Here is a 25596-nt window from a genome sequence, read left to right on the forward strand (position 1 = left end):
AACTTCCCACTTGTCTTTCCAATCTTTGATGCCAAAAGCTTCAACGAAGTCATTCTCATCAAACAGCGGTTCTGACAAGTCACCGAATAGAGTCAGATCTTGATACTTGCTTGCATTTTGCTGGTAATCGTCCATTACGGCTTGGCGCGGATATTGTAAATCCGAGCGTAGATGGGCTTCGTTCGCCATGTGATTAAAGACGACATCGGCGTAAACCAATACACCTACACGGTCGAGTGCTTCAACCATGTTTTTAAAATCTGTGGTATTACCGAGCGCATTGTCGATAACACGATAATCTTGAGGTTGGTAACGCTGCCACCAGCGTTCGTCTTGTGCGCTTTTCATCGGCGGAGAAACCAATACCCGAGCCATAACCTAGCTCGCTGATCTCCGCTGCGCGTTGGGCAATGTCAGCATACTTCCAATCAAAAGCGTGCAAGATAACATTTGCACCTGTTGATTGTGTTTCCTGTAAGCCACTCATGTTTCTCTCCTCGTCGCGTTCGCTCACCCATTGTTACTCGTATTCTTCGTGAGCGAATCCAATAGCCAAAATTATAAGAACTATTAGCGAACCTCCCTCACCCCTTTCGCGTTTCTGCTAGGTGGAAAAACAAGGCGTAGCTCATCCCCAGTTAAGGTTTAAACGTCCGTTTAAAAGTATTCAAACGCCCAAGCCAAAACAAAGATCGCAAGGATACCGATTTAAACACCTGTTTTATAAGCATTTTGCAGATAAACCATTCTGATCGCGCCTACTCTCACTATTACGCCTTTTCTCAGTAAGAATGTGAATATGGGACAATAATTCGATATGTAACAAATATTTAAGAAAGCGAAACTGCTGTTCACGTCACAGTTGGTGCGGTTTATAAATTGATAGGAAAAGAGAGGAAGAGTCGAAATGATGACGAGAGGAGCACGAATAAAGAACACTAGATACAAAAATAGCGCGATAAACGCGCTATTTTTTAAGTGCGGTATAACACCTTCACAACGTGCCAACCGAATTTGGTTTTGACTAGGTGTGGAGTAAGAACCTCACCAGAAAAACAAACTTTGTCGAACTGTGGCACCATTTGACCGCGACGAAACTCACCTAGGTCGCCACCACGTTTACCAGATGGACAAGTCGAGTATTTCTTTGCCAATGTCTGGAATTTAGCACCTTTTTTAAGCTGCTGGATGATGTCTTCAGCTTGTTCTTTATGCTTTACAAGAATGTGTAAAGCGGCTGCTGTATTTGCCATGTGTCTGTCTCTCACTGTTCGGGTGGCGCAAGTTTACCGAATCGCTTCAATATCGCAATAATTTCTCTCATGCCGTCCTTATCTTCATCTTTTGATACTCGGTTCTATCTAACAATTTGATGAAAACTTGGCCGCTAACCGATTCAATTTCACCTTTAATTTGCGCTATTTCCTAAAAAGCTCACTTTTCCACGCTCTACGGTTGAAGCGGTCGCCTTATAAGATTAGATTAGTTACATAAATCAGTGATATTGATAAGGTTATTTTCATGGCAAAAGTCGCGAGTAAAGCGAACCAATCTCAAGGCATGTTGGTGTTTAAACTCACCCTGCAACAGAACTTCGCAATTGGCACACTTAAAGTCCGTGAAATTGTACCTTATATGCCGACCACCAAAATTCCCTATTCGCACCATCATGTAATTGGCACTGTGACGATTCGTGATTTGACGGTGCCAGTGATTGATATGGCGGCAGCAATTGGATTCCGTCCTATCCAAGAGGAAGAATACAAGAACTGCTATTTGATCGTGACGGACTGTCTACGTACCGTGGTGGCATTTATGGTGCGAAGTATCGAGAAAATCATTGAATGTGATTGGAAATCTATCGAAACACCGCCATCAAGTGCAGGTCATAATATCTTTGTAACGGGTATTACTCGCTATGAAGAGAAGATCGTCCAAATGTTGGATGTGGAGCTTCTACTATCGAAGATCTACCCGCAATACGAGAATACCAAGATTCCAATGCTTACAGACATCGAGCGCGAGCGTTTGAAAGCCTTAAATATCCTTTTGGTGGACGACTCTTCTATCGCTCGCAAGCAATTGAGCGACGCGCTAGACCGCATCAACATCCCGTATCAAATCTGTAAAAACGGCTCAGACGCACTCGACTTGATGAAGCGAGATGCAGAAGCGAACCGCCCAATTGACCTTTTAGTGAGTGACATTGAAATGCCAGGGCTGGATGGTTATGAACTTGCGTTTGAAGTTCAAAATGATTCTGCGCTGAACAACTCCTACCGTATTCTTCACACGTCTCTATCAAGCGAGATTTGTGTTGACCGAGCTCACCAAGTTGGCGCTCACGAGGCATTAGAGAAATTCAACGCTGGGGAATTGATTGAAGCGATGCTGCGCGGTGCAAAAGAGCTGGAAGCAAAAGCGATGGCTTCTTAATCATATCTAATAAGTTTGCTTGATCTGGTATACATCAATAATTTTTTCGGCAGTGAACAAACTCGTGATACTCGCTACCGAACATGAAAACAGTGCAACAAAGACGAACATTTTGATGTAACTATTGAGCAATAGCCCTCCGCCGAAGAAATACAGTCCTATCGCGATAACCGTTGGCATAATCAATGCGGGGCGACACACCAATTCCATTGCAAGGGAGAAAAAGTAAACCTCCTCCCTTTTCGCAATCGAATACCAGTTGTAGAAAATAATAGAAGCTGTCGCCCCCACCGCTAACGCTATAGCAATCAGAACACTCGAAAAATGCTGCCCTGCAAACAACATAAACCCCGCTCTGATAGACAATACCACGCAAAACAGCCAGACCAATAAAGGCCCCCCAACAACTAAACCCATCGTTTCTTTCCTCTGAATCAATTTTAATCGTTATTCAAACAAAGGCAGAAAGATGGGTAAAGGTAATCAAAGCACTCGAATGAGAACTATGCGACGGCTAGCTTAAAGTCATTAAATTCAGACTATTAGGTGATATTTTGCCTATTTACTTGGCATTGTGTAGCTGCGAGACACGAATTCAGTTTCTTCGACTTGATAAATGTGGTTGATATAAGACGCAAGACTGTAGAGCACATTCGCGAGCAGGTTTGAATAGCGGAACAAAATCGGAGCGGGTTGTTTCTTACCTGAATGCTCAACGGCAACCAATGCACGAACCACCTTTTTTGCTTGGCAACGACACAAATGCAGTTGGCTTGACGTTGGGTGGCCGCCAGGAAGCACAAACCCTTTAAAGCCGCCATCGATACGAGCCTTGATTGCATCGTAATCGGCTTTTAGCTCATCGACTTCCGCTTCTGTAATCGCGAGTTTTCCGCGGATAGAGCCATTTACATGATATACGTTGGGCTGCATTCGAGTCAGTATGTCACGGCTAAAGTCATCGAGTTCCATCGATAGAACCAACCCAATTCTGCTACACAACTCATCAGCAGTGATTTCAAAGTCACATACTGGGCTGTCTTCATAGATGAATGGGTAACAAATCTCGCCAAGTTCCTTGCTTACTGGTCTCATGCTTTTTCTCTGTGCTTTGGTTCTAATAAAAAAGGGAGTCAGTATAACCTAACTCCCTTTGGGCAATAACATCTGTTTAGACGATCATAAGTTAGAAAATCGGCTTATGCGTTTTCGATTTTCTTGTGACCTTCTTGAAGGTGAACGAAATCAACCAAATCATCACCTGATACTTGGTAAGCTTGACCAAAACCTTTTACGAATAGACCTTGTTCTGCTTTTAGGTTGAACAGAACGAAGTCCTCTAGTTGGCTTAGACCATCGATGATCTCACCGAAACGATCTTTCATTTGGCCAACGACTTGTTGCCACATTTCAGTATCACGCTCAACAACGGTTGCAACCGCATCAAACGTTAGACGCTTACGAGCGAACAACTGCTTCGACGAATCTTCGTCTTCAATCATCATCAAAGATACATTTGGATTCTCTAGTAGGTTGCGTGCGTGACGAGCAATCTGAGAAATAAGAACGAAGTAACCTTCCTGGTTTTGAACGTATGGTGCGTAACTTACGTTTGGACGGCCTTCCGCATCAACGGTTGCTAATTGAATGGTACGACGCTCCTGACGAAATTCCTTGATTTCTGGTCCTAGACGACCTTGTAAACGCTCTTGTTTAACTTGCTGATCCATTTTGATACCTAACTTTACTTGTTTGTTGTTCCGAGTTTTAACTCGGTTATTCTTTAATAAAATGACACTGCGCTAACGAATTAGTGCAGTGTCATGCTCATTCGAGGCTACTTGTTGAACTCTGCTTGCATTGCACGGAATGCTGTTACTTGATCTTCGATTAGCTCACGCTTCTCGTTGCGGCCTAAGTAAATCTTAAAGATGTTGCTGCCACACTCAGAGAAGAAACCAAAGTAATGGCTCTCACGTCCCATAAACGGTTTACTTACTAAGGCAATGTTTTTCACGTTATCCAGTTTTAGGTGGCCATGAAGCTCACCTTCTTTGCCCATAAGGTTGTAGTAACCACGAGCAACTTTACCTTTCGGGAACGGCGCTTTTACTTCAAAGATAGAACCAAAAGAATGAACGATAGTTGTTACTGGGCCAAAACCAACAAGACCTTCTAAAATGCTTTGTGCTTGCTCACCAGGAGCTACTGCAACCATCTCTTGAGGAAGTGCAGCTACCACTTCAAACTCTGATACACCAAGGCGCTCAGCCATTGCTGCTGGAAGTAGTTGCGGCTCTTGTTCTAGTAGGGCTTCGACCTGTTGCTTAATTGATTCCATTGTTTTTTCCATTTCTTTCAGATTAATTGTTAGATACTTTTGGTACGTTTTCGTTCATTTCAGAAGTCAGTACTTGAATACATGCCTGAGCCAGAGACACGGCCCAGAAGCTACCTGCTAACGTCAGAACTAAACTGCGCTCTTGTAAATCGACCAAACCTTTGTCATACCAAACTTTGAATAGTGGCATCAGGAAACTGAAGGTGTCTTCGCCCATAAATGCCGGCAGTTTGCTCGCCTGAACAATGCCTCGATCAAAGCCGGACTTCAGCGCTGCGAATAGCGGCTCAAGTGGGCTTTGCTTCATCATCATTGCGATGGTGCTCTGCCCTTCATTTACAGCTTTAACGTAAGTGTCTAGCGTGCGGTGCTGCATCATGCCGTAACCACCGATGTTACCGCCTGCGCCACAACCGACAGGCAGAACTTCTGCATAAGTCTTCGCTAAGCTGTTGTATAAACTGCGTTCACGGTTATCGATCGCCCAGTGGTTCACGCTAAGCTGCTTCATGTGGTGCTCTGCCATAAACTTAGCGCCAAGCTCGTACATGCCCGCTTTTTCCGGTGTCGTTGCAGGTGGCGGCATTTTTCCTTTTTCAACCAAATTGAGCATTGGCGCTGTACCGCCAACCACTAGTTGATAAAGGTCCAAGCCATGAGCGCCTGTAGACATGAAGTCCTTAAGATCTTGCTCTAAAACGTCTTTTGTTTGGTAAGGCAGGCCGTAAAGTAAATCAATGATGACAGGGATCTTGTCTTCTTTTGCCAACTCACTTACGCGATTCAATACGTCTTCGCGATCATCCAAACGCTTGGCACTGCGACGAACTTTGGTATTAAAGCTCTGCACACCAAATGAGAAACGGTTGAATCCGCCGTCTAGCGCACCTTGATATAACTCGTCGGAGAATCGGTTGATACGACCTTCAAGTGTGATTTCACAGTCAGCTGCTAGAGGGAAATAGTCGTGAATGGCCTGACCAAGAATGCGAACTTGTTCTGGTGCTAGATCCGTTGGCGTGCCACCGCCTATGTAAACCGCATGGAAGATGCCACTTTGTGTCCACGGCATCGCCGCTTTCTCTTTTAGCTCTTTCATCAGAGCATCAAAGTATTCATCGACTAACTTACGGCTGGCAGCATTTTGGAAGAAGTTACAGAAAGTACAGCGCACTCGACAGAATGGAACATGAATATATAAGCAGCGCTTATTGTTCTTAGTCGTCGTTTCCGAGGTGATTCTCGATAGGATGTCACCTTGTTGTGGCGGCGGCACTGGCATGCTACTGCCACCCGCATGCGCAGAGTGTTTTTTCACAAAAGCAAAGCGCAACGGATCGGGGCTATCACTTCCAAGGATTGATTCGTCAAATTTATAAATATCGACGGTCATATTTACTCACTTAAAGCCCACCACACAAAGGATTGAGGCTCATTTCAAAAAAACTGCAAAGATCATAATTTGGCCGTAATGATAATGCAATTGATAATTGATCTTATTTCTTTTGTAAGTGATAATCAGTCCAAGTTGATAATGATTAGCAATACCGAGATTTACCCGTGAACGTAAAAAGATATGTCATTGCCGGAAGCGCCTCTTTAGTGGTGCACGCTGCACTGCTTTTTGTCTCTCAAGAGACGAAGGTGTTTGCAATGCCTGCAGGGAATCCTACTAGCTCGGTTAGCCTCAATTTAGTCTCGGCTCCCAAACCAGTCCAAGCTGAACCGACACCACAAGAAGTGGTAGAAGAGAAGCAACCAGAGCCACAAAAAAAGCCTCAACCAAAGCCAGAGCCTAAACCGGTTAAAAAGACGGTAGAAAAGCCAATCGTGAAGAAAGAAGCGATCAAAAAGAAACCTGTCGAGAAAAAACCGAAGCCAGTCAAGAAGCCACAAACATCTAAGCCTGTTGCCAAGACAGATCCACAGCCAAAAGAAAAAGTGGAAAAGAAAGTGGCAAAAGAGCCAGTACCGCAGCAAAAAGCAACGCCGACGGTTCAATCAAAAGGCGCAACGTCTCAGCCTGTGATGATTGATCAGCCTGCTTTTGTTTCCCAGCCTGTTCAGCCTCGTTACCCTCGTTCAGCTCGTAAGCGTGGTATCGAAGGCGTGGCACTTTATGAGGTTTGGTTGGACGAAAATGGCAACCAAGTAAAACTAGTACTTATCGAATCTTCCGGTGCAGAAATGCTCGATGTTTCAGCACTGCGTGCCATCAAACAATGGCAATTCTCACCACATATTTCTGGCGGGCAAAAAGTTGCTCACCGAGTTCAAATCCCAGTTCGTTTTAAGTTGGATGGATAATGGAACAGCTACAACATTTACAAACCCAATTTGGTCTTATGACTTGGCCTTTAGTTATTTGCTCTGCACTTACAGTCATGATCATTGCGGAAAGACTCTTTCAAGTATTCATCAGTCTAGGCGTAGGCAAACGCGCAATTCGTCAAAAGCTGAATAACCTTGATCCGACCAACAACAAAGATATCGAAGCGCTAGCGGATGAACTTTCTGGCAAACGCCCTCTTCTTTATCGTGGTGTTGCAATGTTGCTAGCGCATCACTCGTTCTCTAAATCTTTACGTGAAGATGCGGCGGGGATTTGGCTACAAGAAAAGCGCCATCAATTGCATTCAGGTCTTCGTTTATTGACTCTGATTGGCGTGATCAGCCCGCTTATCGGATTATTAGGTACGGTACTTGGCCTGATCGATATGTTTAAAGGCATTGCGTCTTCTACAGGTAACATCACGCCAAACGATTTGGCCGATGGCCTAGGTCTCGCGATGCGCACGACCGCTGCAGGTTTGATCATTGCATTGCCCGCAATTTCTGGCGCACAACTGATTGGCCTTTGGGCGGACCGCGTTATCGCTAAGCTTGAGCACACACTGAACTATGTAAACCTTTGGTTAGAAGGCATTTCTTTGCAACACGTTTCTCCAGAAAACAACAAAGAAATTGCAACGGTTGCTGATCATGTTGAAGCGAGAAGCTCATGATTAAAGCACCTCAAGACAATAGCAGCCATGGTTTAACACCGGACCTAACCCCGTTACTGGATATTATCTTTATTGTAATGGTGTTCTTGATGTTGACTGCGGCAGTCAAGCTCGACTCTTTGGATGTCAACCTTCCAAGCACTGATTCCCAAGCCGTTGCTGAAGTTGATAAACAATCAATTACGGTCAACATCCTTAAAGACGAGCCGCACTGGGCAATCAATGGTAAGTCTTACATCGATTGGGAAAACTTCACGATTGCTCTGCTAGAAGAAAGTAAATCAACAGATAAACCGATTGTGATTGGCGCTGAAAAAACCGCCGATATTCAGTCACTGGTTAAGCTTCTTGGCTTTTTACAAGAAAACGGAATTCAAGCGACTCAATTGCTCACTGAAGAGTCGCAATAAAAGAACATAAGATTGAGAACATCCTAATGAATAAAACACTATCTCCAGTTCGCACCGCCTTAACAGCAGCTGTCACTATGCTGGCAAGTGCGAGTCTTTTTGCCAATGAAGCCCCATCTTCTGAACGTGTTGTTAGCGCGGGTAGCGCTGTTACCGAACTGCTTATCGCGCTTGATGCGAAAGACAGTCTTGTTGCTGTTGACGTCACCAGCCAACTTCCAAAAGAAATGGAATTGCCAAAAGTAGGTTACCACCGTCGTCTGTCTGCTGAAGGTTTGCTAGCACTTAGCCCAACTAAAGTGATTGGTTCTGATGAAATGGGCCCGAGCACAACACTTGAGCAACTAAAGTCCGCTGGTGTAGATGTAGAGATTGTAAACACAGAAGCAAATGTTGAAGGTCTTGTGGATCGCATAGACCAAATTGCCAACATCATGCATCGTGAAACTCAAGCAACAGCGCTAAAAACAAAAGTTGAAACGCAAGTAAAAGCGCTTGAGAGCAACCAACCAGCAAAAGCTGACAAAAAGAAAGTCCTCTTCCTTCTTATTCATGAAGGCCGTCCTGCGAACGTCGCAGGTTCAGAAACCACGCCAGATGCCATCATTCAACTTGCGGGTGGTGAAAACCCAGCGGCAGGTCAACTATCGTCATACAAACCTCTATCTACAGAGGCCATGGTTGAAATGCAGCCAGATGTAATCCTAGTCAGTGGCCGCAGTTACCAAACAATGGGTGGTGCAGATGCCATTTTAAAAGCAATGCCATTGCTTGCTGCTACGCCGGCTGGAATGAACAAAAACATCGTGACAATTGATGACCACGCACTCGTAGGTGGTTTGGGACTAAAAAGCCTTTCTGAAGCGAAGCGCCTGAATGAGCTGCTATATCCGTAGAGAGATTCAATGCTATTAAGACGTACCCCTTTACCTACTATTCTGCTTGCTTTATCCGGCATCTTAGCCTTTATCGCAGTTGCTTCAATTACTGTAGGTCCAATGAATATCAGCTTCGCAGACAGCCTGCGAAGCTTAACAGGGGCAAGCTCTGATCTTGCTCCTCACATCCAACTGGTTATCAACGAAATACGACTTCCTCGCACTATTCTTTGCATGTTTATCGGTGCCATTCTAGCAATCTGTGGTGTCGTCATGCAGGGCTTGTTCCGAAACCCACTCGCTGAGCCTGGCATCATCGGTGTCTCTGCTGGTGCGGCGTTAGGTGGTGCATTTGCTATCGTTGTTTTCGCTGATTTCAGCCAAAACTACCCAACATTAATGAACCTAGCGGCGCTGCCTTTTTTTGCTTTCTTGGGCGGCGCAATCACTACTGTTTTAGTTTACTGGTTAGGTACAAGCAAGTTTGGTACATCCGTAACCATCATGCTCCTCGCTGGTGTTGCTATCAGTGCATTATCAGGGGCTGCAATTGGCTTCATGAACTTCATCGCAGACGATCAAATGCTGCGTGACTTAACGCTGTGGTCTATGGGATCACTAGCCGGTGCGAATTGGTCAGGTATTGGCTTAGCGGCCGTGACATTGGTATTGCTGATGTTCTGGTTTCAGAAAAAAGCAATGTCGCTAAACGCTCTCCTACTGGGCGAATCTGAAGCAAGGCATTTGGGCGTTCCCGTTCAGAAGCTAAAACGACAGCTCATTTTGTTATCTGCAGTAGGTGTGGGGATTACCGTGAGTATCTGTGGCGCTATTGGCTTTATCGGCCTTGTTATTCCTCACTTAGGTCGTATGCTCGCAGGTCCTGACCATCGAACTCTGCTTCCTATTTCTGCTTTGATGGGCGCATTACTTCTTACGGCAGCAGATATGTTTGCACGTGTCGCAGTTGCACCAGCAGAATTACCAGTAGGTATCGTTACTGCACTGATTGGTGCTCCATTCTTTATCTACTTACTGTTCCAACAAAAAGGGAAAATCCTGTAATGAATAACACCGTTTTGTCGGGCAGAAATATTTCGATGCGATACGGAAGCCGTGTCGTTCTGGACGACATCAATATTGAGATTCGAGCTGGAGAAGTCACAGCATTGCTTGGCCCGAACGGCGCCGGTAAGAGTACTTTGTTAAAGCTGTTGTGTGGCGAAATTCCATCTCAAAATGATATCGAATTCTTTGGTACCCAAAAGAATGATTGGGAGCCTGCAGAAAGTGCAAAACACGTCGCTATGCTGCCACAACACAGCACATTGACGTTTCCTTTCTTAGCGAGGGAAGTGGTAGAGCTCGGAGCAATCCCTCTCTCTATCTCCAATAAGGAAACCAGTGAACTCGCGTTGCATTACATGCAACAAACTGATGTTCTGCATTTAGCTGATAGCCTCTACCCTGCCCTATCTGGTGGTGAAAAGCAGCGTTTGCATTTAGCACGTGTTCTCACACAGCTTCATCAGTCTGGCGATAAGAAAATCTTGATGTTAGATGAGCCAACCTCCGCTTTGGATTTGGCTCACCAGCACAACACCTTAAAAATTGCTCGCGCAGCAGCCAAAGAGAATAATGCTGCCGTCGTGATTGTGTTGCATGATTTGAACTTAGCTTCTCAATATGCAGACCGCTTAGTCCTGCTGCATGATGGCAAGTTAGTATGTGATGACACGCCTTGGAACGCACTGACTCCAGAACGCATTGAGCAAGTCTATGGCTACCGCTCAATCGTAACTAAGCACCCAACCTTGGATTTCCCTCAAGTGCACGCAGCGGCTTAATCAGCGCGTTTTAAGCCCTTGTTTGCCATTCCAAATAATAGGCATACAAAAAAGCCCCGCAACGTTGCGGGGCTTTTTGTTTTGGGGTTATTTGCTCATTTGAATCAACGAACGACCAATCAACCACTCTAGCTCTTTGTCGCTACCTGCACCAAATTGGCTTTCTGCCATCTTGTACAAACGGTCGATGCCATTTGCAGCAAACTCATGTGCGCTTTCTGAAGTAACAATATGGTGGAACAATAGACGCAAGATCGCTAAGAATTCAGTATCTTCTAGAGCCTTAATCCAGCTCTTAGAGAACGCATCCAGACCTTTATCAAATTCTAGATGTTCTACGAACATTTTGAAGATACGACCGTCTAACGCGGCGGTAAAGTCCGTTTTCTTAGGGAAATGGTGGCTAATACCTGTACGCGATACACCTGTTTGTTGACTTAACGTGGTGTAAGACATTTTGTCATAACCAAGTCTTAGAAGCTGATCAACAACGGCATCCATGATTTTCTGGATAGTGATTTCGGTATCTTCTTTACTACGCTTTGGCATATTTTAAGCTCTTCTCTTTGTAAATCCATCTAACTCACAATTAAATGAGGCCAGAATGAAAATCATCCTCAGCATTATGTACTGTATGCCTCTAACAACAAATCAGAGGACCAATCATAACTAAAGTGCACTGCGTAACGTGCAATTTACAGTGATATTTCTGTCAATACATGTGACTCAAAATATGGCGAAAAGTCCACTCCATCAAAACCTTGCACCAAATCATTCATCGAAACTATTCTCAGGCTAAGAATGATAATTATGTAAAAATAATTAATCCGGAAATAGTCTTATAAATTGAACCCCAGTTCAACTAACCTGACAAAAATCTCACGAATATCTAGGTTAATTGATTTTAAATATTGATACATATCACATTAATTTCCTTAAGGAAGTTCTAATAAAATTAATTAACTCACTATTAACAACATAACATACCGTGCCTTTTTTATCCAAAATCATTCATTTTTGTAGATAGAGATCAAATACCTGATAGAATACCCACAGTATTTACAAGAGGATTCGTTATGAGTGTCGAATTAGAAGAAAACCAAGTATGTGAAGCTTGCGGTTGCGCTGGTGAAATGGGTTTTATCATCAAAGAAGGTGACGATGTTGCCGACGTAACGATTTTCGCAGAGACTAAAGCAGCACTAGAAGCTGAGTTGGCGAAATACATCGAACTAGCAACACAAGTTTGTGCTGACGTTGAATACAACGTTTCAGAACTGACAGAAGAATCTAAAGAGCTAACGGCTCGATTCAAGTTTGAAGTAAGTGCTGAAAAGCTTATCTTTGAACTTAAGACACGCTCTCTAGCGCGTTAATCATCGATATATAATCGACATATAGATAAAAGCGAGCTCTTAGCTCGCTTTTTTAATGCTTGATTGGCTTGTTACTGGTTATCTTTCTGAAACACAACCCACTTCAGTGAACCGTTGGTTTCAAAGTCATTCTCATCGGTACACACGAGCAATACGCCATCTATGTTTAGCACCGCCCCAGTGGTGTATGCCTTATCGTCGTAGTAACAAACCCGCTGTCCTAGCTTCCCGTCTGCCACTACTAGAGCCTTTGTATCTGGTGTAGTGTAAGATTTTGCTAATACAACGCCTGAGAAGGCCATAGCAGTACTCGCCACCAGCATAGAAATCGTTCTTAAGTTCATGAATATCCCCTCAATGAAGACCACATAAGTTAACAAAGAAACGTTTCACGTTCTTGGCAGCATCTCATATTCTTGAGACATTGGACTGTAGCGGCCTACAATGCTTTACGTTATCCTTTTCCACTTATACTCAATACTGTATCGGTTATGCGCGCTTTATTTCTCTTACTCGCTCTGACGGCTTTCTCCAGCTCATCCATTGCTTATGAGCTCGATTACTATGCCAAGTTTGGCCATACCGATAACTATGGCAACATTGACCTTCGTAATAAGCCCTATACCACGATACCTGATGGGTTGGTTGTTAAAGGCAATCTAAACATTTCACAAACACCAATCACCAAATTGCCGAGAGGATTGGATGTTCAAGGAAGCCTAGAAGCCACCAACAGCGCATTAAAAACGATAAGACCAGGGGTAAAAATTAAGGGTTACGCGAACTTACTCGGTAGTAAGATTGAGCGTTGGCCACGCGGTGTCAAATTAGGCGGCTATTTAAACTTAACCGATAACCCGTTAACCAGTTTGCCCGCAAGATTAAGAGTGAAAGGCGATCTAAGCGTCATTCGCACACCGCTTACCGAACTGCCGGAAGGTTTAATCGTGGATGGTAACCTGTACATAGGTGGTTCCAAACTGACAGTATTTCCAGACACCATGACAGTGAAAGGCAATATCTTTTTGGGAGGAAATCGGGTTACGAAATGGCCAACGAATTTGACCCTAGGTGGCGCAGTTGCACCATAGAAATGGTTAGACGAATCTTTCCTAAAACCAAGCGCTCAGTGCTTTATTGCAAAGCACTGAGCGAAGTTTAAATCATTCTTGGTTGTTTACTGGGTTAGCGTAACTAGCCACCAAGTAACTGTGAGCACCGTTAGGCAGTTGCTCCAACTTCTCTTGTAACTGAGATTTCACCGACTCCGTAATCGATTCATCTTCACGACCCGCAGCAAGCAGGTTGATTGGGAACACACGGTAGTTATTGTGAATCTGACGATCGATTTCATTCGCGAGCTCATCCGGAGTCTCAAACTCTTGATCGATCACATCACCAAATGCAACGTGTACTTTACCTTTGTAGCCAACGATACCTTGAATGATGCTTTCGATATCTTCGAATTCACCTTTCTCGTAACTACCATTCTCTGCTTTCTCATACAGCTCTTTGGCTTTTGCAATGTCACAAGGGTCATTCTGGTAAGAGATGGAAACAGGCACAATTTTCAATGAGCGCGTGTATTCACCAAAGCTTACTTTTTGCTTACGCCCTTCAACATGAAACATCTTTAAGATGGCTGGATCAGTAAAGTCATTACCATCTTTGGCACGACCTTCTTTTTGCGCAATCCAAATCGAGTTGCCAGTATCAAGAGAGTGCTTGATGTAGCTTGATAGCAAGCCTAACGCTTTCATCATTTCACGCGGCGCTTTCGCCGAGCGTTTAACAATAAAGCTTTTGTTCAGTCTCATTAGCTCAGTCGCGCAAGGCTTCTTAAGCAGGTTGTCACCAATTGCAATACGCACTGTACGATGATCCGTTTGGTGCAAACCGTAGTTTACGAGAGCAGGATCCATCGCGATATCACGGTGGTTAGAAACAAATAAGTAAGACGTATTCTTGTCCAGTTGGTCAAGGCCAGAAAACGTCACGCCGTCAGTGGTGCGATTAAGCGTATCTTGAAGATACTTCTTCACTTCCAGCTGAATTGCCTCTACAGAATCCAATTTGCTCCACTTCGCTTTTAAGTAGACACGGATAATCGGACTCATGAGAGTTTTGAACCACGCCGCTTTGTTTGCAAAACGGTGGTTTAAAATCGCGCTGATAAACTCATCGTCTTTGATCAGGCGGTCCAGCGCAGCTGGGATTTCTTCGTCGTTATATGGACGAATTTCAATATAAGGATCGGTATTGGCAGTCATTATTCAATTCATTTCAAAAAGAGCTGGCACATTTTACGCATTGTTTTGCCAACCCGCAGCAATTCAGACCATACTTTTAACATGGTCATACCAGTACCATTACAATTTCTATTCACAAAAAAATCTGTTATCCGGTTGGCAATTTAGGGGTTTAGCGTTACCCTTAGCGCCCCAAAAACTCTGGTATTCACAATGAACTACGCAATTGAATTTCACGACGCTAATTACCCTTTTCTTAATGTTGCTGCGCGTAAAAAAGCGCTAAAACACAGCTTACTATCAGTAGTAGAAGGTTTGGCGATCATTAAATTGGGTAAACATGAGTATGCCATTGAACCGGGTCAGTATTTCTGGATTCCTCAGGGATGTTTGAGCTCCCTCACCTTTTTACCTAACACGCGAGTAACTCGCTGTGACTTTTCTGTGCGCTTAACTGACGCATTTGCTCAACAAGCAGGTTACGTGAAGCCATCTGTTCTATTGTCAGCGTTGATTGAAAAGTTGGTGACAACAAAAGCACGTAGCGAACACCAAATGGATTTACTGGCAGTTGTTAGACATGAAGTTCTGACGCTAAAGCCGATGTTGACCACCTCTCCACTGACAGACTCGATTAATAAGTGGAAGCCGGGTTGTGATTCTTCAATTTCGATAGAGCTTTGTCTTGTCTTGACCTTAAGAGAAGCACGTAAGATGAAATTGTCAGGCAAAAAACAAGCGGACATCGTCGCGAGATTGTTCAACAACAACGACGAAGAATACGAACAGTTGTGTTTTTTAGTGTTTGGGGAAGCACTATAAAAACTAACGAGGCAAGAATGAAAAAAGGACGTACTCAGTACGTCCTTTTTGTTTTGAATTCGATTAAAACGGCACTTCTATTTGCATCATCCAATCGGCGTCGTAGTATTCGTGCCAGCGGTAATCAAAACGCATTCTTGGTTCATCACCGCTCTTATCACCAAAACCAACGCTGAACATCAAGCCATGGCTTTTTAGCCACTCTTCTGTGCTCATCTTCGCCTCTTCATCCCTTAGCTCTTCTGGCATCCAAAGCCCAAGACCAAAGTAATTACTTTCTAGATTCTGAGTAAGAATCGGCGTGTCTTCCGATTTGATTGCCCACTGATCCCAATAGCTCTCTGTAGGTCCCTCAATCGACTTTTCAGCAATGTACCAGTTGATCGTGTCCATACTTAACACACCAACGCCATCAAAAATATCTTCACAGATAGGCATGGTGTTATCAGCAAACACGACGGAACGATCAGATAAATAGTTACAAGCAGAGCTAGCCTGTGTTGCCACAAGCAGCGCGCATGCACTAAGTACCACAACTCTGACCATGAAAATCTGACCTCTTCGTTTTCAGATTACGATTGTTTGTATAAGCCTTCGCTTAGTAATAGTTTATTGACCGTTGGTGTCGTGAATGCACTGATGTCTTCACCCTCTAACAATGCATTACGGATGTCCGTGCTTCTGATTTTGACTTTTTCAGGACACGCCATCACAGTCCAACGTTCGGTTATTTCTTCTGCTCTGTAAAATTTAGCAAATTTGAAAAAATTATCAGGACCTATGACAAAAGTTATATCGGCTTGCGTGTGGATTTCTTGAATTTTTTCTAATAACGCAAAAGTCGTCACACTTTGTCCAGGCTGGTACAAAGCTTGCTCAAGGTCAGAGCGTTGAACATTAGAAAGCCCCATGTCCTTAATGAAGGCATCAACCAGTTTGCACCGAATTGGGTAATCCAACATATTTTTGCCCCAAGCGTGTGCAATGCTTGGCTCAAGTAGCACGAGATCAAAGTGGCTCAGTGACTCGATCACGCTCTTGTGACCTAAGCTTGGCGGGTTAAATGCGCTGCCAAAAACGGCGATTTTTTTCATATCCGGTGATTACCTGGTTGAAGAGAGTTTTCTAATCCGATGATTTCGGTATGATACTACTAATCTTTAGAGCTTTTTGACACTAAAGCGACGTTTATGAATATCAACTGCATGGTTTCTCACCATTTGTGAACTATAAACGCCTGCCGCAGTATGAATTTATTCACACTCATTTGGTGTCGTACATATTTGCAGGAAAAGGAACCCTAAATGGAACAATCCATCCGCGATGAAATGCGAGTACTCCCTTCTATCGATCCGCATTTCGAAATTGAACGCCGTGTCGCTTTTATCAAGCGTAAATTGCAAGAAGCAGGCTGTAAGTCTCTTGTTCTTGGCATCAGCGGTGGCGTTGACTCAACGACATGTGGTCGTTTGGCTCAATTGGCTGTAGACGAACTGAACGAAGAAGCTGGCGACAATAGCTACCAGTTTATCGCCGTTCGTTTGCCTTACGGTGAGCAAAAGGATGAAGACGAAGCACAACTTGCTCTTGCTTTTATCCAACCAACGCACTCGGTATCGGTAAACATCAAAGCAGGCGTTGATGGTCTTCACGCTGCTTCTCACGTTGCATTAGAAGGTACTGGTCTTCTTCCAACGGAAGCAGCAAAAGTAGATTTCGTGAAAGGTAACGTAAAAGCGCGTGCTCGCATGGTTGCTCAATACGAGATCGCTGGTTACGTTGGCGGCCTAGTGCTTGGTACTGACCACTCAGCGGAAAACATCACCGGTTTTTACACCAAGTTCGGTGATGGTGCGTGCGATATGGCACCTCTGTTTGGCTTGAGCAAACGTCAAGTTCGTGAAGTGGCTGCAACATTAGGCGCACCAGAGCAACTGGTGAAGAAAGTGCCGACTGCAGACTTAGAAGAACTGGCGCCGCAAAAAGCAGATGAAGATGCTTTGAGCCTGACTTACGAGCAGATCGATGACTTCCTAGAAGGCAAGCCTGTATCGCAAGAAGTGAGTGATCGTCTTGTCGCTATCTACAAAATGACTCAACACAAACGTCAGCCGATCCCAACGATCTACGACTAAATGACGATTTGATTCCTGAGCGATTTGTTTCTGAAACCGCTCTGAGATAAATAGAAAAACGCCGCTAAATTAGCGGTGTTTTTGTTTGTTACGGTTTATTTTTAACGCGTTCAGTCCGCGAGTGTCACGTCCGTTTGCGGAATAGCACAACATGCCAACACTTTGCCCATCGCACGTTCCTCTGCGCTGATGGCAGGTACATCTGGGTGATCGACCAGCCCCGATTCTAATTGAACCTTACAAGCACCACACAAGCCCGCTCGACAGCTGTTGCTAATGGTTTTGCCTGCATTCTCTACTTGCTCAAGTAGCGTTTGTTGGTTGTTACCCATCAACTTAAAGCCGTTGAATTCAATCTCAACACTTTTCTCTGGCTTGGCTGTAGTAGCCGCAACGCCGAATGCTTCTTGATGATAGTTATCTTCTGGTAGGCCTTTCTTGAGTAGGAGATTTTTCGCCTTTTGCATAAAACCATCAGGGCCACAAACGAACACTTGGCGTTGTTCAACATCTTTGATTTGTTTTATGTGGGATAAGCTGATTCGCCCCTTAAGACCAAACCAATCCACCGCAGGTTGGGTTAAGCAAATCTTCACATCTAATCCCGGATGCTGACGTTTTAGTTCATCGAGCTCATCTTTACATGGGATATCAATCTCGCTGCTGCACTGATGGTAGAACACCACATCATCAAGTTGGTTGTGATCAGCTAAGTAACGAACCATTGACAGCATTGGGGTTACACCGCTGCCTGCAGACAACAACAATAGAGGCTGGACAGAATGCTCTTTTAGATGAAATTGACCATCTGGCGTTTCAGCTTCCAGCACATCTCCAACTTGCAGATTATCAAGCAGTGAATTAGACACACGCCCACCAGAAACGCGCTTAACCGAAATCGCGTAGCGACCCGGGCGAGATGGGCTCGATGACAAGGTGTAACGACGCCCTACTTTCTTGCCTTCTATGTCCACTTCAATAGGTAAATGCTGACCCGGTAAGTACGTTGGTAACTGACCTTTGCTTGGCTCAAGCCATAAGGTGACAAAGTCTCGCGCAATCTCTTCTCGTTCGACACAAGTTAGCGTCATTCGATTAGGAGAATTGTCTGGATAGAACTCTGGCTCTTTGTATTCAAGTACTTCGACTTGGTCACCTGAACGAATAATGCCTTCATTCAGAGCAACAAGGTTTTGACCAAAGAACACACCGCCACGCTCGTTCGCACGGAACTCTTGCAGTGTTTTAAGTGGTTCTTTGCTTTCTCGGAATGTACCGCGTTGAGTATTAACGGTGGTTAGAATGCAACGCTCACAAGGTTTTACAGATTCAAATTCGACTTCACCAATGCGAATACGTTTCCAGGAGTCTTCTTCAAATGGCTTGGTATCAGATACCACTAGGTTGGTTCGAAATTGATCCATTGAGTGCTGTTCAGAACTTCTGCGATTTAGCTCTTCCAGTGACGCTTCACTGATAACAAGCACCGGATAACCATCGGCAAAGCTAACGTTGTGGCCCAACTTCTCTCTTACACGATTAGATTGCTCACCAGTAAAAAGTAACTCAACACGAAGACCTAACACTTTACTAAACCAATCATCCGCTTCGTCAGTGGTGGTATATGCCGTAAAACTGTCTTTCCAAACCGTTGCGGGCGCTTCCTGCATTTTGAAATCTTGATAACGAATCTTTAGTGGCTCTTCATCAAGGCTGGTAAACACCACACCATCGGGCAACAACGCTGACTTAATGGTCACCATTTGGGGGAATTTTCGAGCGGTCACCATTGAGCCATCTGATGTCGCAATCATAAATCGACGATCAAAACTCAATCCTTGTTTTTCTACCCAAGCGGAAGATAAGGCAACACCTCCGACGGATTTAACTGGAAAAACATTAATTTGGGACAAAACTGATTGCGACATAGCCTTCTTCCTACAGGTTCTTTCTCATTATTGGACTATCATATCCTCATAAGAGTAATGACCCAAGTGCCTATAAAAACTCAATTTTTATAAGGTATCTTCCCAAGGCGGTTGGCGCTGTCCCTCTTTAGCGTTCTTTTTTGTCTCACTTTATGAACAGAGTTCCATAAATTTGCACAGTATTGACGAAATAAGGATTGCCAAAACGTGACATCGCACACATAATTCGCCAACTTTTTGACACTATACATAACCTATCCGGAGCATAGACCATGGATACTAATAAACTGATTCTAATTCTACTTTGTATCTTCCTTCCACCAGTGGCGGTTTACATGGAAAAAGGTCTAGAGAAAGACTTCTTCATCAACCTGATCCTAACGTTCTTCTTCTTCCTACCAGGCACCATTCACGCGCTTTGGTTGACGATGAAGTAACCAACTGAGCTCCTGCCAAAAAGAAATGTGAAAAATGGGATGAAATGAAAGTGCAATTCCACTATCATCCTGTCGCCTAAGCGCAAGCGTTTGCTCTTGAGGTAAATGCAGCGTTTAGGCTCCAAACATAACTTTTAAATGGTGGGAGCAATTAATGACAACACTGACTATTACTCGTCCTGACGATTGGCACGTTCATTTACGCGATGGTGAAGTTCTAAAAGATACCGTTCGCGATATTAGCCGTTATAACGGCCGCGCACTGATCATGCCAAACACCGTCCCACCAGTGACTAATACTGAAATGGCGCTAGCCTACCGTGATCGCATCCTTGCTGAACAACACGGTGAGCAATTCGAACCTCTTATGGCGCTTTACCTAACAGACAACACCACGCCAGACGAAATTCGCAAAGCTAAAGCAACAGGCAAAATCGTTGCAGCAAAGCTTTACCCAGCAGGCGCAACCACCAACTCTGATTCTGGCGTAACCGACGCAAAGAACATCTACCACGTTTTTGAAGCGATGGAAGAAGTTGGCATGCTGCTTTTGGTTCATGGTGAAGTGACTCATAACCACGTTGATATTTTTGACCGTGAGAAAGAATTCCTAGACACGGTTCTTGCTCCTATCGTCAACGACTTCCCTAACCTAAAAATCGTTCTTGAGCACATCACGACTGCGGATGCGGCTAATTTCGTCAACAACGCTTCTGATAACGTTGCAGCAACTATCACCGCTCACCACCTGCTGTTCAACCGTAACCACATGCTAGTCGGCGGCATTAAGCCACACTTCTACTGCCTACCAATTCTTAAGCGCAATACCCACCAACAAGCGCTTATCGAAGCAGCAACAAGCGGCAGCAAGAAATTCTTCCTAGGTACGGATTCAGCACCACACGCAAAAGGCGCAAAAGAGTCGGCTTGTGGTTGTGCTGGATCTTACACTGCACACGCAGCGCTAGAGCTTTACGCAGAAGTCTTTGAGAACGAAGGCAAACTAGAAAACCTAGAAGCATTCGCAAGCTTGAATGGCCCTGATTTTTACGGCATTGCTCGTAACACAGATACCGTCACGCTAGAAAAAGCAGCGTGGGATGTACCAGAAACGATGCCATTTGGCAGCGACATCGTTGTGCCAATCCGTGCAAATGAAAAAATTGAGTGGGAAGTGAAGTAATCACCCTCAAGAAATGAAAAAAGGGTCATGCCACCATATTCGATATGGAAAGACATGACCCTTTTCTTTTGGCTTCAATACAACCTCAACAAACTGAACTCGCGCTTATTTACCGCGAACCTTTTCAACCACAGTCCAAGCAGCAACCACAATCAAGCCAGCAATAACACCAATCACACCGTTAAGCAGTGTCGGTACGATCGCAGTAGCAATGGTGTGACCACGGAAGTCCATAATGATAGGTTCAATCAGATGATGAATCGCAGGGACGTTATGAACAACAATACCGCCGCCAACCAAGAACATTGCTGCAGTACCAACAATCGCAAGCATCTTCATCAGTTTCGGGGCGAACGCCACTAACGCACCACCAAGTTTGGCTTTCAGACCTTCGCCATTGGATTTACGCTCTAGATAGAAGCCCAAATCATCGAGCTTAACAATGCCAGCCACTAAACCGTAGACACCAATGGTCATCAAGATAGCAATCAGGCTTACTACCAAAATCTGCGTGACGATACTTGTTCCTGTGACGGTGCCTAACGCAATCACGATGATCTCAGCAGACAAAATAAAGTCAGTACGGATCGCGCCCGCCACTTTTCTCTTTTCATACTCTTCCACGGATTCACCCATATCAGAGGACTCTTCCGCGTTATCTTCATGCTGATGAGCGTGAGGGAATAGTTTCTCTAAGATCTTCTCAGCGCCTTCAAAACAGAGAAACAAACCACCAATCAAGAGTAATGGCATGATCAACCAAGGAATAAACGCACTAATGAGCAATGCCGCAGGCACCAGTATCAACTTGTTTTTAAATGAACCTTTCGCGACCGCCCATACCACTGGAATTTCTCGTTCGGCAGCAACACCCGATACTTGCTGCGCGTTTAGCGCCAAATCGTCGCCCAATACACCAGCGGTCTTTTTCGCCGCTACCTTTGACATCAATGCGACATCATCCAATACAGCTGCAATGTCATCCAACAGTGTTAGTAAACTTGCTCCAGCCATTTATTTATCTCTTTTATGGAATTGAATAAGTAACAAAATGTAACACCATTAAATCACTCAGCAAAGTTATGATTCTGCAAAGAATAAGGTCACAAATTGTGTTTTGTGTTGATGTGGCTTTGAGACAGGACTAGTCTTGTCTTACCTTTCAAGCACACAAAAGAAAAGTATAGATGAAAAGCGGATACACTTACCCAATCGGTACCCCAGGTCAGCCATGGGGCGAAGCAGAACGCAAAGCTTGGTGTGAGCAACGTGACGTAAAACGTAGCTACCAAGAAGAAGTCGTGACCAAAATTGATGCCCTTCGCGAGCGTTTTGATGTTGAGCAATACGGCGCACTTTCTTACGATGAAGCACGCTTCCCTCTGTTTTGTATCAAGACTCGTAACTGGGACGCAGCAAAACCTGTTGTTTTGGTCACTGGCGGCGTACACGGCTACGAAACAAGTGGCGTTCATGGCGCACTGAAGTTTGTTGATACACAAGCTGAACGTTATGCAGAACACTTCAACATTGTCGTTGCGCCATGTGTTAGCCCTTGGGGTTACGAAGTGATTAACCGCTGGAACCCAAATGCGATCGACCCAAACCGCTCTTTCTATGCAGATAGCCCTGCAGAAGAATCTGCAAACTTAATGAAGCTTGTTGCAACCTTGGGTGATGTTCTAATGCACATCGACCTGCACGAAACCACCGATTCTGATGAAACTGAATTCCGCCCTGCACTTGCGGCGCGTGATGGCCTTGAATACATCGAAGGCATGATCCCAGACGGTTTCTACACGGTGGGTGATACAGAAAACCCACAACCTGAGTTCCAAAAAGCAGTCATCGAGTCAGTAGCGAAAGTAACGCACATTGCACCTGCTGACGGTAAAGGCGAAATCATTGGCTCGCCAGTGGTGCAATTTGGCGTCATAAATTACCCAATGGTAAAACTGGGTTTGTGTGGCGGCGTAACCAACTGCACTTACGGCACCACAACGGAAGTTTACCCAGACAGCCCGAAAGTGACTGATGAAGAGTGTAACGACGCTCAAGTTGCAGCAGTTGTAGGCGGCTTAGACTACGTGCTCGCTCAGCTATAACAAGCGGTTCTTATATTGCTCCGGTGTAATGCCGGAGTATTTTTTGAACATTGCGATGAAAGGACTGGCTTGGTTATAGCCTAACGTCAACGCCACCTCTTTCACGGTTTGTCCTTTTCTTAATAACTCCATTGAATGCAGATAACGAACTCGCAATCGCCATTCAGTAAAACTCATCCCTAACTCACTTTGGCAATGGCGAGCTAACGTACGTTCGGTGGTATGCACCTTTTCTGCCCACTCTCCCAAACTAATCTCATCCGTTGGCGCTTCTTCGACGGCTTTTAGGATGGGTTCTAGATATTTATTGTCTGTGGTTGGCAAGAAATGATGCTCAACCTCTTGCTTCGCTAATTGATCAAGCAGTACCTGTACGATGCGTTTGTCTTCTTCACTCTTTGCCACGTTAATGTCGCGCTGACGAAAGTCTTCCACAATTGCAGACACTATTGGCGTTACCTTGATCAGACTGGTTTTAGAAGGGAAGTGCTGCGTTAGCTCTGGTGCGATATTTAAAGAACAGTATTCCAATGGCTTACGGTTATAGCTGGTATGACGAATTCCGGCAGGCACCCAAATAGCCAGATGTGGTGGTGCTAAAAAGCGTGTGTCTTCTGCATCCATTTCTAGAATGCCGCCACTTATCAACTGCACTTGTCCCCAAGGGTGACTATGAATCCGAGTCTCAGTATTCGACAGAAAGGCTTCAAAATTCATAAACACATCTGATGGTGCCTGCTCAATTGATAATGAAGGATGAAGATTCCTAGTGGTCTTTTTCAAAATTGTCTTCCTATCGCTTACGATGTCTTTCCAGAGATACTTTTCATTATAAAGACCTGTCAGACTAGCGCCATTAATTATTGTGCGATGAGGTTCTCATGGTTTATTTGCTTCCGTTTTTTACTGTCATGATTTGGGGTGGGAATTCCATCGTAAATAAAATGGCAGCAAGTGCCATCGAACCGAGTGCAATGAGTTTCTACCGTTGGTTTGTCGCTATGGTGCTTCTGACGCCATTTTGCTTACCTGCCGTAATCCGCCAACGTCACGTCATTCGCCCTTACTTGCCAAAACTCGCGTGCCTTGCGCTGCTTGGTATGGTGCTAAACCAATCGTTGGGCTACTACGCAGGTTTGACGACGACAGCATCGAATATGGCACTGATCACTTCTCTTGTTCCTCTTATCAGTGTTTTTCTGAGCGTACCCTTGCTAGGTAAGTCAATTTCTATGTTGAGCGTGGCGGGCGGCGTGATTTCGCTTGGTGGCTTAGCGTTTATGCTTGGTCATGGCGATATTACCTACTTCCTACATCAAGATATGACACAAGGTGACAGCTTGATGCTTCTTGCTGCACTTTGTTACGCGATTTACTGCGTGTTACTTAAGCGCTGGAAGATGCCATTCAACAGCATGACTCTGGTTTACATGCAGGGCTTTTTCTCATTAGTCATGCTTGCACCGCTGTGGTTAAGCAGTGATCAACTTCTGCCAAGCCAAAGCGCATTACCTTTAATTGCTTACGCGGGTATTGCGGCGTCTATCTTTGCCCCGTTGATGTGGGTGAAAGCAATTGACTTGATTGGCGCGGATTCTAGTGCCATGTTCATGAACCTGATGCCTGTGGTCTCGGTAGCTTTAGCTTCGACTATGCTCGGCGAAGAAGTACATGTTTACCACATCATTGGCGGCATGCTGGTTATCTCTGGCGTTATCTTGTCGCAAATTAAGCTTCGCAAGAAGATACAATCGCCAAGCCCAGATTTACCACCAGCGACATCGTAATTCAATCTCACAAGCCACGGTCATTAGCGTGGCTTTTTTGTATCTGACGGCTTTATCTGAAACGTTGATAGAAAAGTTAATATTTTGTTGCATTAGCTATTCCAGTATCGATACCTTATTGATACATTGAAGTGAGTAACAACGCACAAAGGAATGACAGATGAGCAGTGGTCAAAGAGATATTACCCTTCGTTTTCTTGCTGAACCGGGAGACGTAAACTTCGGTGGTAAAGTGCACGGTGGCGCCGTGATGAAATGGATCGACTTGGCCGCTTACGCGTGCAGCGCGGCTTGGAGTGGCAAGTATTGCATCACAGCGTATGCGGGTGGTATTCGCTTTGTTGCGCCGATTCATGTCGGTAACTTAGTCGAAGTCAGCGCGAAGGTCATTTACACAGGTCGTAGCTCAATGCATATCGCGATTGATGTACAAGCGAGCGATCCAAAAGAGTTAAAAAACCGCCTAACGACGCATTGTATCGTTATCATGGTTGCCGTCGATGAAGACGGAAAGCCAACCGATGTACCGAAGTGGATTCCTGAGTCGGATGAAGACAAAGCACTAGAGCAATCGGCTATTCGCTTGATGAACATGCGTAAGCAAATTGGCGAAGAGATGGAAGCGCACGTCAAATATCTCAAATAGCTTGCCCCCAT

At 44.7% G+C, this 25596-nt stretch carries 30 protein-coding genes and 1 pseudogene; 16 read left to right on the forward strand and 15 right to left on the reverse strand.

Annotated elements, in window-relative coordinates:
• Both H735_RS31610 and ppiC read right to left on the reverse strand, forming a co-directional pair.
• A pseudogene (locus tag H735_RS31610) lies at positions 1–487 on the reverse strand (alpha-amylase family glycosyl hydrolase); the annotation flags it as partial.
• A 487-nt stretch (positions 488–974) separates the two neighbouring features.
• Complete coding sequence (gene ppiC / locus H735_RS06935; protein ID WP_223976268.1) at positions 975–1268, reverse strand: peptidylprolyl isomerase PpiC; 294 nt, start codon at positions 1266–1268, stop codon at positions 975–977.
• A gap of 253 nt (positions 1269–1521) precedes the next feature.
• On the opposite strand from ppiC, the gene H735_RS06940 reads away from it, so the two are divergent.
• A complete protein-coding gene (locus H735_RS06940; protein ID WP_005441118.1) occupies positions 1522–2436 on the forward strand; it encodes a chemotaxis protein in 915 nt (304 codons plus the stop codon).
• A gap of 6 nt (positions 2437–2442) precedes the next feature.
• Here H735_RS06940 and H735_RS06945 read toward each other — a convergent pair whose 3' ends face one another.
• The 5 genes from H735_RS06945 to hutW form a co-directional block, all read right to left on the reverse strand.
• Entirely contained in the window at positions 2443–2853 is a 411-nt protein-coding gene (locus tag H735_RS06945; RefSeq protein ID WP_020194074.1) for a hypothetical protein, read from the reverse strand.
• A gap of 141 nt (positions 2854–2994) precedes the next feature.
• The gene (locus tag H735_RS06950; RefSeq protein WP_005441120.1) at positions 2995–3531 is read right to left on the reverse strand and encodes an ATP:cob(I)alamin adenosyltransferase; all 537 of its coding nucleotides are present in this window, start codon (positions 3529–3531) and stop codon (positions 2995–2997) included.
• Between the two features lie 104 nt (positions 3532–3635).
• Positions 3636–4166 (reverse strand): heme utilization protein HutZ, encoded by a 531-nt coding sequence (hutZ, locus tag H735_RS06955; protein WP_005441121.1) that lies wholly within the window; start codon positions 4164–4166, stop codon positions 3636–3638.
• Positions 4167–4273: 107 nt separating this feature from the next.
• The gene (gene hutX, locus H735_RS06960) at positions 4274–4777 is read right to left on the reverse strand and encodes a heme utilization cystosolic carrier protein HutX (protein ID WP_020194073.1); all 504 of its coding nucleotides are present in this window, start codon (positions 4775–4777) and stop codon (positions 4274–4276) included.
• Between the two features lie 22 nt (positions 4778–4799).
• Positions 4800–6170 (reverse strand): heme anaerobic degradation radical SAM methyltransferase ChuW/HutW, encoded by a 1371-nt coding sequence (gene hutW, locus H735_RS06965; protein ID WP_020194072.1) that lies wholly within the window; start codon positions 6168–6170, stop codon positions 4800–4802.
• Between the two features lie 167 nt (positions 6171–6337).
• Here hutW and H735_RS06970 point away from each other — a divergent pair, with 167 nt between their 5' ends.
• Genes H735_RS06970 through H735_RS06995 form a run of 6 tightly spaced genes read left to right on the forward strand, consistent with a single transcriptional unit; the run spans position 6338 to position 10917 of the window.
• The gene (locus H735_RS06970) at positions 6338–7084 is read left to right on the forward strand and encodes an energy transducer TonB (protein ID WP_027726538.1); all 747 of its coding nucleotides are present in this window, start codon (positions 6338–6340) and stop codon (positions 7082–7084) included.
• Positions 7084–7782 (forward strand): MotA/TolQ/ExbB proton channel family protein, encoded by a 699-nt coding sequence (locus H735_RS06975; RefSeq protein WP_005441125.1) that lies wholly within the window; start codon positions 7084–7086, stop codon positions 7780–7782. Before H735_RS06970 ends, H735_RS06975 begins: the two co-directional genes overlap by 1 nt.
• Entirely contained in the window at positions 7779–8192 is a 414-nt protein-coding gene (locus H735_RS06980; RefSeq protein ID WP_005441127.1) for an ExbD/TolR family protein, read from the forward strand. The genes H735_RS06975 and H735_RS06980 overlap by 4 nt, the downstream gene beginning before the upstream one ends.
• A gap of 26 nt (positions 8193–8218) precedes the next feature.
• Entirely contained in the window at positions 8219–9088 is an 870-nt protein-coding gene (locus H735_RS06985; RefSeq protein ID WP_020194070.1) for a heme/hemin ABC transporter substrate-binding protein, read from the forward strand.
• A 9-nt stretch (positions 9089–9097) separates the two neighbouring features.
• Positions 9098–10135: a FecCD family ABC transporter permease gene (locus H735_RS06990; protein ID WP_020194069.1), complete on the forward strand. Its 1038-nt coding sequence runs from the start codon at positions 9098–9100 to the stop codon at positions 10133–10135.
• On the forward strand, positions 10135–10917 hold the full coding sequence (locus tag H735_RS06995) for a heme ABC transporter ATP-binding protein (protein WP_020194068.1): 783 nt from the start codon (positions 10135–10137) through the stop codon (positions 10915–10917). Before H735_RS06990 ends, H735_RS06995 begins: the two co-directional genes overlap by 1 nt.
• 87 nt (positions 10918–11004) lie before the next feature.
• On the opposite strand, the gene H735_RS07000 is transcribed toward H735_RS06995, so the two are convergent.
• Complete coding sequence (locus H735_RS07000; RefSeq protein WP_005441131.1) at positions 11005–11466, reverse strand: TetR/AcrR family transcriptional regulator; 462 nt, start codon at positions 11464–11466, stop codon at positions 11005–11007.
• A gap of 527 nt (positions 11467–11993) precedes the next feature.
• Here H735_RS07000 and H735_RS07005 point away from each other — a divergent pair.
• The gene (locus H735_RS07005; RefSeq protein WP_005441132.1) at positions 11994–12293 is read left to right on the forward strand and encodes a YfcZ/YiiS family protein; all 300 of its coding nucleotides are present in this window, start codon (positions 11994–11996) and stop codon (positions 12291–12293) included.
• Between the two features lie 71 nt (positions 12294–12364).
• On the opposite strand, the gene H735_RS07010 is transcribed toward H735_RS07005, so the two are convergent.
• Positions 12365–12637, reverse strand: coding sequence for a YnjH family protein (locus H735_RS07010; RefSeq protein WP_027726537.1), 273 nt, complete (start codon positions 12635–12637; stop codon positions 12365–12367).
• 147 nt (positions 12638–12784) lie between these two features.
• Here H735_RS07010 and H735_RS07015 point away from each other — a divergent pair, with 147 nt between their 5' ends.
• On the forward strand, positions 12785–13384 hold the full coding sequence (locus H735_RS07015) for a hypothetical protein (protein ID WP_020194066.1): 600 nt from the start codon (positions 12785–12787) through the stop codon (positions 13382–13384).
• A 72-nt stretch (positions 13385–13456) separates the two neighbouring features.
• Here the strand turns inward: H735_RS07015 and H735_RS07020 are convergent, their stop codons facing one another.
• Positions 13457–14563, reverse strand: coding sequence for a 1-acyl-sn-glycerol-3-phosphate acyltransferase (locus tag H735_RS07020; RefSeq protein WP_005441135.1), 1107 nt, complete (start codon positions 14561–14563; stop codon positions 13457–13459).
• 192 nt (positions 14564–14755) lie between these two features.
• On the opposite strand from H735_RS07020, the gene H735_RS07025 reads away from it, so the two are divergent.
• The gene (locus H735_RS07025; RefSeq protein ID WP_020194065.1) at positions 14756–15364 is read left to right on the forward strand and encodes a cupin domain-containing protein; all 609 of its coding nucleotides are present in this window, start codon (positions 14756–14758) and stop codon (positions 15362–15364) included.
• A gap of 63 nt (positions 15365–15427) precedes the next feature.
• Here the strand turns inward: H735_RS07025 and H735_RS07030 are convergent, their stop codons facing one another.
• Both H735_RS07030 and H735_RS07035 read right to left on the reverse strand, forming a co-directional pair.
• The gene (locus H735_RS07030) at positions 15428–15910 is read right to left on the reverse strand and encodes a hypothetical protein (RefSeq protein WP_020194064.1); all 483 of its coding nucleotides are present in this window, start codon (positions 15908–15910) and stop codon (positions 15428–15430) included.
• Positions 15911–15936: 26 nt separating this feature from the next.
• Complete coding sequence (locus H735_RS07035) at positions 15937–16458, reverse strand: nicotinate-nicotinamide nucleotide adenylyltransferase (protein WP_020194063.1); 522 nt, start codon at positions 16456–16458, stop codon at positions 15937–15939.
• Positions 16459–16668: 210 nt separating this feature from the next.
• On the opposite strand from H735_RS07035, the gene nadE reads away from it, so the two are divergent.
• A complete protein-coding gene (gene nadE / locus H735_RS07040) occupies positions 16669–17499 on the forward strand; it encodes an ammonia-dependent NAD(+) synthetase (RefSeq protein WP_020194062.1) in 831 nt (276 codons plus the stop codon).
• A 110-nt stretch (positions 17500–17609) separates the two neighbouring features.
• Here the strand turns inward: nadE and H735_RS07045 are convergent, their stop codons facing one another.
• A complete protein-coding gene (locus tag H735_RS07045) occupies positions 17610–19427 on the reverse strand; it encodes a hybrid-cluster NAD(P)-dependent oxidoreductase (protein WP_020194061.1) in 1818 nt (605 codons plus the stop codon).
• Positions 19428–19699: 272 nt separating this feature from the next.
• Here H735_RS07045 and H735_RS29940 point away from each other — a divergent pair, with 272 nt between their 5' ends.
• Positions 19700–19864 (forward strand): YqaE/Pmp3 family membrane protein, encoded by a 165-nt coding sequence (locus H735_RS29940; protein ID WP_005453437.1) that lies wholly within the window; start codon positions 19700–19702, stop codon positions 19862–19864.
• 154 nt (positions 19865–20018) lie between these two features.
• Positions 20019–21047 (forward strand): dihydroorotase, encoded by a 1029-nt coding sequence (gene pyrC / locus H735_RS07055; protein ID WP_020194060.1) that lies wholly within the window; start codon positions 20019–20021, stop codon positions 21045–21047.
• A gap of 105 nt (positions 21048–21152) precedes the next feature.
• On the opposite strand, the gene H735_RS07060 is transcribed toward pyrC, so the two are convergent.
• Entirely contained in the window at positions 21153–22061 is a 909-nt protein-coding gene (locus H735_RS07060) for a DUF808 domain-containing protein (RefSeq protein WP_020194059.1), read from the reverse strand.
• A gap of 173 nt (positions 22062–22234) precedes the next feature.
• Here H735_RS07060 and H735_RS07065 point away from each other — a divergent pair, with 173 nt between their 5' ends.
• Entirely contained in the window at positions 22235–23152 is a 918-nt protein-coding gene (locus H735_RS07065) for a M14 family metallopeptidase (RefSeq protein ID WP_020194058.1), read from the forward strand.
• Here the strand turns inward: H735_RS07065 and H735_RS07070 are convergent.
• Positions 23147–23935 (reverse strand): AraC family transcriptional regulator, encoded by a 789-nt coding sequence (locus H735_RS07070; RefSeq protein WP_005441149.1) that lies wholly within the window; start codon positions 23933–23935, stop codon positions 23147–23149. The genes H735_RS07065 and H735_RS07070 overlap by 6 nt on opposite strands.
• 98 nt (positions 23936–24033) lie before the next feature.
• On the opposite strand from H735_RS07070, the gene H735_RS07075 reads away from it, so the two are divergent.
• Positions 24034–24939, forward strand: a complete 906-nt coding sequence (locus H735_RS07075; protein ID WP_020194056.1) for a DMT family transporter — start codon at positions 24034–24036, stop codon at positions 24937–24939.
• A gap of 160 nt (positions 24940–25099) precedes the next feature.
• Entirely contained in the window at positions 25100–25585 is a 486-nt protein-coding gene (locus tag H735_RS07080; protein ID WP_005441158.1) for an acyl-CoA thioesterase, read from the forward strand.
• Positions 25586–25596 lie beyond the last annotated feature (11 nt).

Source organism: Vibrio owensii CAIM 1854 = LMG 25443 (assembly GCF_000817815.1).
In the GTDB taxonomy this organism is placed as follows: Bacteria; Pseudomonadota; Gammaproteobacteria; order Enterobacterales; family Vibrionaceae; genus Vibrio; species Vibrio owensii.